Here is a 13,951-nt window from a genome sequence, read left to right as displayed (position 1 = left end):
ATCAGTTCCCCTGAAGATCCCAGGCCAGGGCCGCCCGTCCTGGCTCCGCGGTGGTGCTGCGGCGGTAGGTCAGGCGGCCGCCGTTCGGTGTCTCGATGATGGCTTCCTGTTCGGACAGGGCGATCAGCCGGCGGCCGTTGATCAGCCACAGCAGGCCAGCCTGATCGATCCGGGCCAGGGGCTTCTGCCGATCGCAGCCGAACAGGTCCGCAGGCCCCCAGCCCAAGGCAGCGGCGTGGCTGGCCCATTGATCGATGAACCGTCCGCAGTCATCGACAAAGACGCGCCAGCGGTTCGCGGTGATATCCGCGGGCGGGAAGTTCGGGTCCAGCCGGGCAAAGCCTTCAGCCCATTCGGCCGGGCATCCGCTTCCCTCTGCGATCAGGGCCGCACGCTCTTCCAGTTCGTCGTCCCATTCGGGTTCTGAAGTAGCTTGTTCGTTTTTAGTGGGAACAGTGGGAACAGTGGGAACAACTTCTAAAGAATCGCAGTTTTCTGCGGCTTTTGAGGCGTCAATCCTGTTCCCACTGCTGTTCCCATTGGTGGGAACGGTGGGAACAGGATCGTCCTGTGTTCCCACTGTTCCCATTGGCGTTTTGTCGGATGGGAACAGATTGCCCTCTTCGGAAGCCGCAGTTTTCTGCGGTTCCGTCAATTCTGTTCCCACTGTTCCCACCGTTCCCACCGATTTTGAACGAGTTACTCGCTTCAAAGAGTCGAAACGCTTGGCCAGTCTCTTAGTCATCGGCTTCACCTCCAGCCAGGAGGGCGTCGGTCAGGTGGTAGCACCGCACCGGCCCGGCAAAGCCTGGCAGCCTCTGTCGAGACTGAAGGCGCTTGCCGTCCTTGCCGGGCTTCAGCATTCCGCGATCAGCCAAGGCTTTCGCGACCAGGGTGGGGTCGAAGCCTTCGCAGATCTCCTTTGCCCAGGCCTCGGAAAAGACGAACCATTCGCTTCCCCCGCCATCGGTGGTGCGGCGGAACCCGGCCCGGTTGATCGTCGTCTTGTGGCTGTCGTCTTGCCAGGGCGCGAACCTGCTTTCGCCGTGCGCCTCGACAAAGGCGCGGACCTTGGCAATGCCGTCGCGGACCTCTGCGGACTCCGGCCCACCTCGACTGTCCAGCCAGGCCTGGAAGCAACGCTGGCAGCCCTCTATGGCGCCTCCCTCTGGCCAGGGCAGGATCTCCAGTTTCGCCGCGATCTCCCCGGCGGCAGCCAGCAGTCCGAACCGCTGTGCAACACGTTGAACCTGCCCGTCCGCTCCGGTTGGGCAGGCCTCCCCGCTGAACTCCTCGATGAAGGCGCGGACCTCCCGGCCGAACCAGTCAGGGTTCTGGACGATCTGCTGGATCAGGGCGGGTGCGGCATGGCCGTAATGCCGGGTTGTGGCCTGCTTCAGCTTGCGGGCCAGGGCGTCCCCGGTTTCATGGCCGTGCAGTTCCTCGAAGATCCCATGGCCCGCCCCGGCATCGGCAGGCACGTCCACGACGCGAACCTGTTGGCCGGCGGCAAGGCGTCGGCCGCGGCCATCTTCCGCGACCTTCGTGGCCAGGCCGATCTCGCCACTGGACAGGAACAGCAGGCGCCACTGTGCCGGGCGCCGTCCACCGCCATCCCGTGCGGCCCGTGACTTCCCGCTGCCATTGGACAGCATGTAGGCGACCTCGCCGGCTTCCTTGGCCGCGACCTGTCCCAACTCGTCCAGGCACAGCAGGGCATCGCAATGCGCCGCAGCCACCGCTTCCAGGCCGTTGGACGTGGCGCGCCAGGATCGGATATATCCGGCGATCCCACCTCCGCCCCAGGCGCTGGCCCCTACGTTCAAGGCGGTGGTTTTGCCCGTGGAACTCGAGCCACGGAAATGCAGGCCACCGCTTTCACTGCCGGCAACATGCAACAAAGGCGCTGCCAGCGCTGAACAGATTGCTGCGATCAAACGACTGTTGCCGATCGCCAGGGCCGCGACCTCCACTTGCCATTCCTCCAGCGTCCCTTGCCGGCGGAAGGCGTGATCGATGGCCCCGGCGGATTGCAGGATCACACGTTCCTCGGAATTACCGGCGGTCCACTCCGGCAGTACGAAAACGCCATCATGCCATCCTGTCTGCGATACGGCCCTGGCCCGGGTCTTCGCCTTGGCGCTCGCCAGGTAGTTTGTCAGCTTGTTGCGGGCGCTCTGGCTGGACGCGACGAACAGGCCACCGTCCAGCAGGATTCTGCGGACCTCTGCCCCATCGCTGGCCAGCAGGGACCGCGGCATGGGCCACTCGTGTTCGCGATCGTCGTTGTCCCACCAGCGCAGCAGGACTCCCCAATTACCGCCCTCGGCATCGCGGGTCTCTGCCATGATCTCGAAGGGGCCGGCGATCTTCATTTCCGGCTTTTCCGGATCAGACGGATCTTTCCAGAACAGGCCGTTGCGGCGCATGGAATAACCGCTGTCGCTGTCCACCATCTGCGTGACGTCTGCTTTTGCGGTCATGCTGTCTCCCTTGGGTTCGCGCGCCCGGCCCGGATTCCGCTGTCAATCGTCTGCCGTGCTTCGGTAAGGGTCAGGCCGGCAATCACGGCCCTTTCCTCCAGGCGATGCCTGGCCCAGTCGTCAGGAATCCAGCCGGCGGCGATGAATTGCCCCAGGGAAAAGGCGGCGGCGTTCAGCCGATCGTTGCGGGTGCCTTCACGGGCGCGCTCCACGGTCTCCAGCTCGTTCTTCACCGCCGCGGCGACATAGCGGGTCAAGTTCGGGTGCGTGATCACGGGCGCCGGTTCGGGCGCCTTCGGCTTCGGCGGATCAATCAAGGTGATCAGCCAGGCAGGCGCCTGCATGGGCGTCACCTCGGCGGGCGACAGGCCATCGGCCCAGCGATAGGGCGTTCCGGATGGATGGATGGATGGCGGGACAATCGTGTAACCGCCATCGCCCCGGATATCGATATGGCGGCCAAGCTGGCTGGCGCTGTTGCGTATCCGGCGGCCTTCGGGCCAGGCAAAGAACATCTGCCTGCCACCGCCTCCGGTAAACTGTGTTGGTGCGCCAGTTGGCAGGCCCCCATGCTTCCGTTCGAGTTCAGCCAGGGCGGCTTCGCCGGGTTCGCCGTCGATATCCAGAACCCAGATGCCGGACTGCGGCCCCGTGGCAATGGCGACGTTCGCTTCCGTCCACTGCTGCCACCAGGTGGAGACCATTCCCTGTTCGGTGCTGGCTTTCTTCTGCCAGGCGGACAGCAAGGGCTTCTTGTCACGGGATCGACAGGGATGGACGCGCCAGCCGTGGCGGGCATACCAGATCGCAGCCTTGTGGAGTTTGGGATCAGTCATTAGCTGCCCCCGTCTCCGGAAAGTCCGGCTCGACCTTCGTATATTCCCGCAGCTTGGCGTCAGCGGCGGTCCAGTCGGCTTGCGTTTCAAACTCCCAAGTGGAGAACAGACCGACGCCGACGCACCATTTCACCTTATGGCGATCGCAAACGAACCAGTGTGTTTTGCTCACATTGAGGTAGCCGTTATGTGAATGACACTTCGGGCAGACGCCGAAATGCGTGTCCTTCGGGAACGGATAGGTTTCGGGCAGGTCGAAGTTGATTGTTGTGGAAGATGGCTTGCTCATCGGGCGTCTCCATTGATCAGGACGCCGCGTTTCGCCAGCTTCCGGGCTTCGCGCCAGGATTCCCCCGCTTCCTTGCCCAGGGGCTTCGCCATTGACGCGCCTCCGGGGAAAGGTACTGCGAAGTATCCTTCCGCAGTCCGGCGGATGATGTAGTGAGGACGCTTACCCATGCGCGGATCAGGCTTTTCATGCCGCAGGCAGGCCGGTAGGGTAGGGTCGTTCGCGTCGTTGCGTGAATGATCTTGGGCCTCGTTGCGTGCCAGCGCAGCGGGGCCTTTTCTTCGCATAGTCATCAGGCAGCCCCCCGGTTCGAGACAGGGGAACAGACTGGCTGAACCTCTTGGTCCAGCAGCCATTGCCGGATAGCATCTTTGCGGTAATAAACGCGCCCGCCGATCTTCACATAGGGCGGGCCAGTGCGGTTCTGCCGGCGGCGGTGCCAAGTGCGCGGGCTTTCATCAGCCTGCCGGGCGGCATCCGCCTCCAGTATCCATTCGCCAAATATTTCACTCATTAGGTCAATCTCCGTCTTAATGCGTCAGAGAACGACGCGACGGGACTAACCTAGTCAGCGAAAGAAATTTAGTTCAACAATCTAAGGTTTCGTAAAAACAGCTTCTTTCTGAAAGAAAGCCACTTTCTGAAAATTTGTTCTTAGCTGCTTGTGTCTTCTTCATCTCTGAAATACGCGCTTTCAAATTTCTTCCAAGCTCGCCGAACTGTTGCAGGGCTTACTCTAAGAAATTCAGCCGCGTTTTCTATAGCAATATACTCTTTTTCCCCCATTCTCATGTATCCGGCGACTAAAGAGGCATAGAATAACCATGATGCTTCCCCAAAGCTTGAAAATACATTCCCTCTTCCGCTTCTGCCCGGACCTTTCATCTTTAAGCATTCTGCGATTAGGGAAGATGGATTTTTAACATCGGAACCAGAATCATTATGATCTTTTAGAGATTGAAAAAGAGCCAAGGAGCTACTGTCAAAATAGGATAATACCCATTCAGGTACAGAATCTCCTTTCTTTCGTGCTATTCGGTAGGCGGCCCAAGCATATAATGGGTTGCCATCGACCTTATAGAGGTCCTCAAGCAAACCAAGAAACTCAAGGCCAAGGGCATCGCCGGGGTCCGGGGGAGGTGTCGATTCTTCTTGATTGTATGTGATCTCTGCAAGTTCTAGTAACAATCGCTTCGTCATCATCGCAGCACCTCCACGCCTTCAGGCGAAACCAGTCTTGTGATCTCAGCGCACCATTTCTCCAGCGCCTCCGTCATGTCCTCGGCGTAGAGGTAATGATCGTATCGCTGGCCGGTTCCCCTGCGGGGCGCGTGGTCTAGCAGAAGATCGCGGACATCGGACGATATCCTGAGTTCTGCCATGCGCGTTTCGACAGTATGCTTGCAGGCATGGAAAAAGAAGTCGTCGATCCCGGATTTTTCCTTGATGGTGGTCTGAAGCGGTGTCCCCGGGTCTAGGTGCGTGCCGCGTCGGCGGCCCTTGAAGACAAAGGGACTGGCCTGTTCATCGTCTTCGGCTGGCTTCAGCGGTGTCAGGATGCGTTGCGCCAGAACGGGCAGGGGGATGGCATGGGCGCGCTTGTTGCCTTTCTTGCGCCGCGTGTCTTGGGGCGGTGTCCATGTCCAGCTTTCGTCAATCTCCTCCCAGCGCATTGACGACAGTTTGCCCTTCCGCTTTCCGGTAATCAGCGCAAGCTTCAGGAAGGGGCCGCCGGGATTGCCGATCGTATCCGCGGCCTGCCACAAGGCCTTGATCTCGTCATCAGTGAAGATGCGGTCGCGGGATTCTTCGCCGTCCCACGGGCGCTGAAGTCCCTGCATGGGATTGTCGGTGATCTTGTTGATGCCCCGCTGGCTGGACCAAGCGAAAAAGGTTCGCAGATAGGCAAAGACGCGGTTCGCAAGGTAGGGCCGTGGCTTCGGATTGTCTCCGCTGCCATCGCGCATTTCTTCCAGCAAGCGCTGGATATCTTCGGTCTGGACCACAGTAATCGGATGGTCCAGCCAGTCTGCGCACTCGCGGTTCAGGGCGCGCTCGACTTCGTATGCCGTGGAATTGCCCTTCTGGCCCTTCTGGTATCGGTGGATGTAATCATCCACGGCCTGTTTGAAGGTCTCCGCCTCCCGCCGCGCCTTCACGGTTTCGCGCCGCTCTGTGCGGTGCGCCATGGGATGATCGGTGCCCCGATCGATCTTGCGGCGCCATGCCTTTGCTTCGGATCGGGCCGCGGCAACGCTCCAGCCCCGCTCGCCAAACTGTCCGATTGTGTAGCGGTATCTTCCGGACTTGCTTTTCAGGTCATCGGGATCGGCAAAGCGGTAATCGAGAACGAATGCTTTTGCCTTTGCGGTAACGCGGATTCCGAAGCCTCTTAGATCTTCGTCATAGATAATTCGGTGCCCCCTGGGTGGGTGTTCCAGGCCCTTCACGAACTTTTCGTTCAGGCGCGCCAGCCGTTTCTGTGTCTCCATGTTTTCTCCATAGTGTCTCCACAGTGTCTCCACGCTTCATGGCGAAACGTGTCTTACCTTGTCACTTTCTGTCAGAAGCTGGCAAGGAATTTCTTAGTTATAAGAACAGGATAATAGTTGGAGACAACGGATATTGTGGAGACACAAGGGCTTAGGGAAATGCAGTTCTTCTGACTACGGATCAGGAGGTTGGGAGTTCGAATCTTCCCGGGCGCGCCATTTTTTCTAACAAATAATCAAAGTTTATGAGAAAGTGCCAATTGCGCTTCAGGCGTTAACTTTGATGCTGTCTCCATGGCGCCCGGAACACGGATGGCGTGACCTCAAAGATTCACTTCGAGCTTGTTGCGTTGAATCGGTTTCGTTCCCGGCGGCTTTGAAGAAGTTGGTGCATTCCTCCTTGATGAAGAGGTGGCAGGCATGGCCGACGGCCTGCCAGAGTTCGTCGCAGGAGTGAGCAGCGGTTTTGCGGATCAGAGTTTTCAACTTTGGCCCAACTTGAACAGTTGGACGTCGATTTGGCGCGGAATTGACCGCCAAGTGGTTGATTTTATTGAGGCGGGGTTTGGCGGTGAATTATCTGTGGTGCTAAATTCTTGATGTTTTTTCTTGAATAGAGTTGACGAATCGGCAGGTTCTGTGATGCTGATTTGTCATGTTCGTGCGCGAGAAGACCATCCGCGGCTACAGCTACCTCTACCTCGTCGAGAGCGTGCGCGAGGGCGGGCGCAGCAAGCAGCGCATCATCAAGAACCTGGGGCGCAAGGAGAGCGTCCAGGCCAACGGCGATCTCGAGCGCCTGCTGGCTTCAATTGAACGGTTCTCCGAGCGCAGCCTTGTGCTTTCGCAGCTCGAAAGCGGCGAGATGGCGGGCCTGTCCTGCCGGCGCATCGGGCCGCCGCTGCTGTTCGGCCGGCTGTGGGAGGAGAGCGGCTGCCAGGCGGTGCTGGCGGCGCTCGCCGGGCAGCGCAAGTTCGAGTTTTCCCTCGAGCGGGCGGTGTTCACCGCCGTGCTCCACCGCATCATGGTCTCGGGCTCCGACCGGGCCTGCGAGACATGGATGGCGGACTACGATATCCCCGGCGCCCAGGGCCTGTCGCTGCACCACTTCTATCGCGCCATGGCCTGGCTCGGCGAGGAACTGCCGGCGGACCGGCAGGCCCAGGCCACGCCCTTTGCGCCGCGCACGGTGAAGGACGAGGTCGAGGAGGCCTTGTTCGAGCGTCGCCGCGACCTGTTCACCGATCTCTCTGTTGTGTTTCTCGACACCACCTCGCTGGCTTTTCATGGCGCCGGCGGGGAGACCCTCGGGGCCCGCGGCCATTCGAAGGATCATCGTCCCGATCTCAATCAGATGATCGTGGGGGCGGTGATCGATAGCGAGGGCCGGCCGGTGTGCTCGGAGATGTGGCCGGGCAATACCGCCGACGTCACGGTGCTGCTGCCCATCGTCGACCGGCTGCGCCAGCGCTTTTCCATCGGCCGGGTCTGCGTGGTGGCCGATCGCGGCATGATCTCGGCGGCCACCATCGCCGGGCTGGAAGAGCGCGGGCTCGAATACGTGCTGGGCGTGCGCGAGCGCAGCGAGCGCCTGGTGCGCGAGGCCGTCCTGGAGGACAGCGCCCCCTTCACGCCCTTGCTGATCGAGCGGGCCACGGGCGAGACGCAGCTCTTCGTCAAGGAGGTCCTGGCGGACGGCCGCCGCTACATCGTCGTCCGCAACGAGGCGGAAACCCGCAAGGACCGCGCCGATCGCGCCGCCATCCTGGAGGCGCTCGAGCGCCAGCTCAAGAAGGGCGACAAGGCGCTCGTCGGCAACTCCGCTTATCGCCGCTATCTGCGCAAGGCAGGCGAGCCGGCCGGCACGCCCGGCGCTGCGTTCGAGATTGACGCCGGCAAGCTTGCCGAGGAGGCGCGCTATGACGGCATCTTCGTGCTCCGGACCAATGCCCGGATTTCACCGCTGCAGGCGGTTCTCAGATACCGCGACCTGCTCCAGGTGGAGGAGCTGTTCCGCAACGCCAAGGCGCTGATGCGCACCCGGCCGATCTACCACTCCTCCGACGCCCCCATCCGCGGCCACGTCTTCTGTTCCTTCCTCGCCCTGGTCCTGCGCAAGGAGTTACAGGCGCGCTGCGCGGCCGCCGGCCTCAAGCCGGAGTGGGGCGAGGTCCTGCGCGATCTCGACCGCCTGCAGGACATCGAGTTCGCCAAGGACGGCAAGACGATGGGGGTGCGCACCCCCGCCACCGGCGTTGCCGGAAGCCTGTTCAAGGCCGTCGGCGTCGCCCTGCCGCCCAACCTGCGCGACGTCGCCTGAGCCATCTGCCCCCCAACTGTAGTGCTAACAGCCGGAACCGGCTGCGCAACCTGTTGTATTTGCTCGCTTATGTAAAACGTGGTGTTTAAGTTGGGTTTGAGAGCGCCATCTTGATGGGATTGAGATCGGGACATTAGGGGGCAGTGACCGCACGGCGCCCAGCCGGTGGTCTTGATCATATTGGTTTTCAGCGCCGTGTCTTCGATGAAGACGAGTCGTAGAACCACTTTGAAAAGCGCGATATGTCAAGACCATGGGGGACATACCATTGTTTACGAAAAGGGTCCCAGCGACCGCCCAGCTTTTTACATTCTTCTTTCTCGGTGTAGGGGCAGTTCAGATAAGTCCGGCCAGAAGCCTGGACAGACTTAAGATTCTCTCTGGTTGCTCTGCTTGATGCCTGTGATTTCTGGGCCTCATCAGTGAGTCCCTTGCAATCGCGACAGACTCGGCCATAACCGCCTTTACCCTTTTTCAGTTTCTTATCGTAAAAGGCCTTCTTGGGTTTTACTTCTTCGCAGGTAGGGCATACTTTGGCTTTACCGCTTTCTAATTTACTTTGGCGCTTTTGGTATTCTTCTATTAATTTTGGCGGCTGCCGTTCTACATCAACACTCTTGATAAGATTTCGAAGTCTTTCGTCCAGTGTCCGAATAGGGTCTTCACCGATATTAAAACGGTTTATGCGCAGAAACTTATAGCCATAACCCTCAAGGACTTTTTGGCGCTCAATATCTGCAGGCTTCATATAGTGCTCGTAGTTTGATGCATCGACATCGTCGAGCAAAGTGAAATGCTCCTTGAAGCCATCATACTCAACGATAATATGTATCGAGGACGTGCTGCCAGTAATTTTAATTAGGAAATCAACTTTATAATTGGGGTGATCGTAGGTTGGATCGAGCTGTTTTAAATACGATCCAAGCTCAAATTGCGCATCAACCTCAATTTGGTCCCCTAGTTCATCCAGTACTGGGACTTGCTGCAACCAGCCTAAAACACGCGCCTCCATTGGGGACTTAGGATCAACGTCATCTGAAGTAGGAGTTGCCCTGGTACTATTCAGTGTATCTCTAAAATGTAGTAAAGCATCTGATATTGCGCCCTTGAATTCCTCAATTGGCTTTGAGTGAAAGACCATTATTCGCTCTTTGGCGCGACTGAAACCTACATTAAGGCGTTGGAGACGTAGATTGTCTTCGACTTCATCAGAGGCCTCTAATGTGCTTGGGAAAATGTAGTTAAGCCGGTCGGTGGCCTCTGTCGCGACCATTGAATATAGAACCGTATCCCGCTCTTCCCCCTGACAGGTATCGAAGGTAAAAACCTGAAGGTTAAGCCTTTCCATAAGCTTACGTCCTTCTGGCAGTGCCATGATCTTCTGCAGTATAAGTTTTTGCTGCTCTGTATGAGGTGTGATTACGCAGCACTGTGGTGGCGCATCCATTCCGAAAAATTCATTCAATTGCTCAATAATTGCATCTACCTCACGCACATTTGTGTTGCGAATTAGGTCAATCTTGCCGTCGCTTTCGATTGGATGAAACGAGATCACAGCCTCAATTGGCTTGCCGCGAATTTTTACGGCTTGAAGTTGATTGCTGTAAAAGTTCTTGCTAGAGAAACTAATTAATTCTGGATATCCGCGGAAGTGCTTCCGAAGCATTATTTTTAGATTGGAAATATTCTCTACAAAATCGAGTACACTCGTCTTTATATCAAACCTATCGACCTGGTTAACCTGGGATACGTCAAGCACCTCCTCTTTACGGAATTGTTCTAAAACCTGTGCCTTATAAGTTCGGTTGATTACTTTAGAAGCGCGTTCCGTCTTAACATTACTGAATTGATATCGGTCACCGAGAACAACAACCTTATTAGAGCGAATAAAGGCAGGCAGGGCTTGGGCAATGGAAACCTGGCTTGCCTCATCAATAATGATCAAATCGAAGAGACCTTTTTCGAGGGGCACATATTCGGCAAAATCGCGTATACCGGCTATCATTACCGGAAATGCCGTTCGCAATTCGCCAAAAAGGTCCTTAGGAAATACTTGTTTTCGTTTGATAATATCTTTGATCTTCTGCGCTTCATTTCGTTTCTCGTTGGCAAAGCGAACTACACGCTCATCAAGCGTATTCGCGAGACGCTGAGTTTGAAGGTGCTCAAGACCATCGAGTTCGGCAGCATAGTCGAATACAGGCGATTTTCTAAAGGAAGCTGATATGGATTCTATCTTTTGTGCGTGTTCTGCAAAATCCTGTATTCTCTTCTTCACTTGATCTGACCCGCTAATGCTCAAAGCAGATAGATCTTCGAGGGAAATTCCAATTTCGTCGAAGACCCCCTCCTCATCTTGATTTATGGAGGTACACAGGATGTCTAACTGTTCCAGTATATCCTGAAATATATCGGGCGATACTTCATAGTCATTGATGGTTATATGAAAGGCGAGGTCTTTAAGATCGTCATCAGTTAATCCAGCGGAATCAAGGGTACGGTTAACTGCTCTGAAACTTTTGAGTGCCCTATTAAGCTGAGGCAAAGAGTCAGGTAGTTTACCAGAGATATTAAGATCGAACGTATCCCGGATTTCACGATTAACTTGCTTTAATTTTGAGCCTGAAAAGAGATAGCCAATGATTGGTACGCGTGCGTCTTCAATCTGATCGACCAACTTAGCATATGTATTTAGCTTTGATGCTGTCATGCGACCGAATCGCTTGGTAAAGTTGTCGAAATATTCATCTTGTAGGATATCAGTGACACGAGCGAGATCAGAAAGTGTATTTTCAAGACTTTCCTGAGAAAAAGAAGCGCCTGCCGCACTCAAGAGGCGGTCTACAGATTCAAAAGAAAGATAATCTATAAGGCTGTTCGCTGCTTCAATACCATTGATAAACTGTTTGTTTTGAAATAGTTCCTCTGGGTTTTCATGAAATCTATTAAATTCTCTCTCCGATTTCTGGAGATCGATTATATCTTGTATATTTATTGTTGATTCTATCTTAAGCTGTTCGGTAATCCTTGACTTAAGTTTAGATTCGGTTTCCTCAATGTTCCTATCCAGCTCCTTGGCGCCATCCTTTGCGACCTGAAGCGAAAGTTTCAGCTGGTTAATTGACTTGGTCGACAGTATTTTTGTGTAGCTGCTTCCTTGTTTACCAAGCCTTAGGATTGGGTCCTGAAGCGTGTCGTCGATACGGACCTTTCTCAAAGTTTGGCGGATTTTATTTTCCGCAACATCCAAAGCTTCTTTCTTGTCTGATAAGATAAGGACGTTTTTTCCTTTCAGAATCATGTCGAACACACAAGCTGTTATTGTGTGCGACTTACCCGTCCCTGGCGGACCCTCTACAGCTATGAAGCGGCACTTGTCCTTCTTGAGCGCAGAGAGGATCTTACGCTGCTCTTCGTTGAGTGGAACCGGACTATCGTAAACAAGCCGCTCATCTAAAGGCGTCTGTCTCCATTCCTCGGCAACTAAATCATCAAAAGATTCTGGATTGCTCTCCATGAATCCGGATATCATTGCCTCGAAATCATTTGCCTCCGGAGTTTCTTTGCCTAAAGAAGACAGTAAGTCCTCGTAATCGTTGAGGAGGCTCTCGTCAGCCGTATCGAATGCAGCAAAGAAAAGTGAATTATCGACCCGGATGTCGCTTCGTGCTATATTTTGCGAACGTGGCTCATGAAGGTCGATGGCCCCCTTCAACGACATTGCAGTTGTGAAGTCATCCAGCACTGATTGCAGCTTCTTAAGGAAGCTTTCCCCTTCGGAAATGTAAATGATCCGCTCTGGAATCGTGAAGGAAATGGCTTGTTTACTGGCTCGGGCGACTTCAGTAACAGCAAAATCAATCGCCTTCTTGTTGATTAAGAGATGTGGATCAGCTTTGACCGTGTAAATAGAGTTTTCGAGAGTTACTTCAACGGGAAAATAGAATAATGGATAGCTTGAGGAACCATAACGGAGAGCGCACACATATACGTAAATCTGAAAATTATCTTTCAACCGTAATGTTGATCGAAGTTCGCTGAGCTCATTAAAAAAATCATTTGTTGCGAATCCTTCAAAAAATCCAATAAATTTCCCCCTAATTAAATCAGGTGAGCAGGTATCTTTTATTAAATTGTCGAGATCTGTGAAATCGTTATCAACAGTTGCTTTGGCTATTACTGGAGATAAATTTTCCGAGAATCCAGTAACAATCTGTTCCCCAAGTTCTTCTTCAAGATTGAATATATTCTCTAGACTTTCAGATGAATGTTTCGAGAAAACTGTATCTAAAGAGCCTAAAAGCGGGTTGATGATGGAAAGGAGGAGGTTTGATCGTAGCTGGCCAGCCAACTCATCGGCAAAGCGTTCAGGATCATCTATATAGTGGTCCCGTAACTCACGTGCCTGAACTTGTAACTGCGAAATAATCTTATCGGCTTGATCGTCTGCGTAGCCTTGAATCTGGCGCTGAATGACATCATTCAAATTCTTACTTAAACGTGAACGGTATTTACCGCGACGAACGGTAAGAGTGAGAGAAAGTGTCTTATCAAGTGGCTCGGCGAGTAGGTTCAATAGGTCTCGACCAAGATCTGGATACTTCGAAAGTGCAACGCCTGTAAGATTATTTGATGTGTCTCGGGATGTGATCGAACGTTTCGGTGCTCGGGCGCGCTTAAAGTCGGTATCGAGGAAATCTCGAAAATAGGAGCAAAGAGTGCCAACCCAGGTTTTTTGAGGTGTTGGGGTGGGAATATCCTCTTGGCTCACGCTATATTGAACTGTCTCGCTCATCTTAATCTAATTCCGCTTGCACAAAGTTATATCGCCTTGAATGTAAAACACCTCTGTCATCAACAAACTCACCAAGGCCGCATTTGATCTTCCTACTTCGGAACGCCGGCTGTTGATTAAGCATCCTGGCTAGGTGAGGCCGTTCATAAACGAGAAAACACTGCTTCTCTGCTCGCGTCATGGCCGTGCACCCCCATGTTGGTCCCATCGGCTGTTAGGCCGTTTCAAAACAACTATATCGCGCTTTGATTGTAACCCCTGGTGCTTATGTGCTGTCAATGCGTGGGTTAGTTGATTTAACTTTACGGATAAGGTCCTTCTTCAGGCTTCATACTGATTGTTTGTGTGCAAGACTGAGGTATAAACATCGAAACACCCAACACCATGTGCGTAGTGGCTCATACCTGTCTCGAATAGATCGTTGTGGACTATCACTGAGGAAAGGAGGTCCACCTATGTTTATGAGAGCTGTACATCCCGGCGCTGTCCTCAAGGATGAACTTGATGAACTCGGCCTCACCCCGACGGAGTTCGCACGCCAGATTGACGTGCCGCCAAACCGTGTTTCCCAGATCATCGCCGGCAAGCGTGCGGTTACCGGCGACACGGCCCTGCGATTTGGCCATTGGTTTGGCAGCGACCCGCAGTTCTGGCTCAATCTGCAGAATCAGTATGAACTGGCCGCGATCGACAGATAGAGGGGAGATGCGATCCGAGGTGTGTCAAGGAAAGCGGG

Annotated in this window: 11 protein-coding genes; 3 read left to right on the top strand and 8 right to left on the bottom strand. The window is 54.7% G+C overall.

The window, feature by feature from the left end:
- Window position 1 precedes the first annotated feature (1 nt).
- From BP38_RS0110290 to BP38_RS0110260, 7 genes are all read right to left on the bottom strand, one after another.
- Window positions 2–589, bottom strand: coding sequence for a hypothetical protein (locus tag BP38_RS0110290; protein WP_155992360.1), 588 nt, complete (start codon window positions 587–589; stop codon window positions 2–4).
- Window positions 590–737: 148 nt separating this feature from the next.
- A complete protein-coding gene (locus tag BP38_RS20145; protein WP_051609219.1) occupies window positions 738–2,483 on the bottom strand; it encodes a DUF927 domain-containing protein in 1,746 nt (581 codons plus the stop codon).
- Window positions 2,480–3,319 (bottom strand): bifunctional DNA primase/polymerase, encoded by an 840-nt coding sequence (locus tag BP38_RS21790; protein WP_051609218.1) that lies wholly within the window; start codon window positions 3,317–3,319, stop codon window positions 2,480–2,482. The genes BP38_RS20145 and BP38_RS21790 overlap by 4 nt, the downstream gene beginning before the upstream one ends.
- Window positions 3,312–3,608, bottom strand: coding sequence for a hypothetical protein (locus BP38_RS0110275; protein ID WP_026987650.1), 297 nt, complete (start codon window positions 3,606–3,608; stop codon window positions 3,312–3,314). The genes BP38_RS21790 and BP38_RS0110275 overlap by 8 nt, the downstream gene beginning before the upstream one ends.
- 292 nt (window positions 3,609–3,900) lie before the next feature.
- The gene (locus BP38_RS20135) at window positions 3,901–4,122 is read right to left on the bottom strand and encodes a helix-turn-helix transcriptional regulator (protein ID WP_051609217.1); all 222 of its coding nucleotides are present in this window, start codon (window positions 4,120–4,122) and stop codon (window positions 3,901–3,903) included.
- Between the two features lie 140 nt (window positions 4,123–4,262).
- Window positions 4,263–4,811, bottom strand: a complete 549-nt coding sequence (locus BP38_RS22590; RefSeq protein ID WP_155992358.1) for a hypothetical protein — start codon at window positions 4,809–4,811, stop codon at window positions 4,263–4,265.
- Window positions 4,808–6,100 (bottom strand): tyrosine-type recombinase/integrase, encoded by a 1,293-nt coding sequence (locus BP38_RS0110260; RefSeq protein WP_035724639.1) that lies wholly within the window; start codon window positions 6,098–6,100, stop codon window positions 4,808–4,810. Before BP38_RS0110260 ends, BP38_RS22590 begins: the two co-directional genes overlap by 4 nt.
- Window positions 6,101–6,520: 420 nt before the next feature.
- On the opposite strand from BP38_RS0110260, the gene BP38_RS22585 reads away from it, so the two are divergent.
- Both BP38_RS22585 and BP38_RS0110255 read left to right on the top strand, forming a co-directional pair.
- Entirely contained in the window at window positions 6,521–6,700 is a 180-nt protein-coding gene (locus BP38_RS22585) for a hypothetical protein (RefSeq protein WP_155992356.1), read from the top strand.
- 55 nt (window positions 6,701–6,755) lie between these two features.
- A complete protein-coding gene (locus tag BP38_RS0110255) occupies window positions 6,756–8,420 on the top strand; it encodes an IS1634 family transposase (protein WP_026987648.1) in 1,665 nt (554 codons plus the stop codon).
- Window positions 8,421–8,607: 187 nt separating this feature from the next.
- Here BP38_RS0110255 and BP38_RS0110250 read toward each other — a convergent pair whose 3' ends face one another.
- Entirely contained in the window at window positions 8,608–13,215 is a 4,608-nt protein-coding gene (locus BP38_RS0110250; RefSeq protein ID WP_081816593.1) for an AAA domain-containing protein, read from the bottom strand.
- A gap of 455 nt (window positions 13,216–13,670) precedes the next feature.
- Between BP38_RS0110250 and BP38_RS20130 the strand changes: the two genes are divergently transcribed.
- Entirely contained in the window at window positions 13,671–13,913 is a 243-nt protein-coding gene (locus BP38_RS20130) for a HigA family addiction module antitoxin (protein WP_051609216.1), read from the top strand.
- The last annotated feature ends 38 nt before the right edge of the window (window positions 13,914–13,951 follow it).

The sequence above is a fragment of the Fodinicurvata fenggangensis DSM 21160 genome (genome assembly GCF_000686045.1).
Lineage (GTDB): Bacteria > Pseudomonadota > Alphaproteobacteria > Kiloniellales > DSM-21159 > Fodinicurvata > Fodinicurvata fenggangensis.
This window is presented reverse-complemented; position numbering and strand designations above follow the sequence as displayed.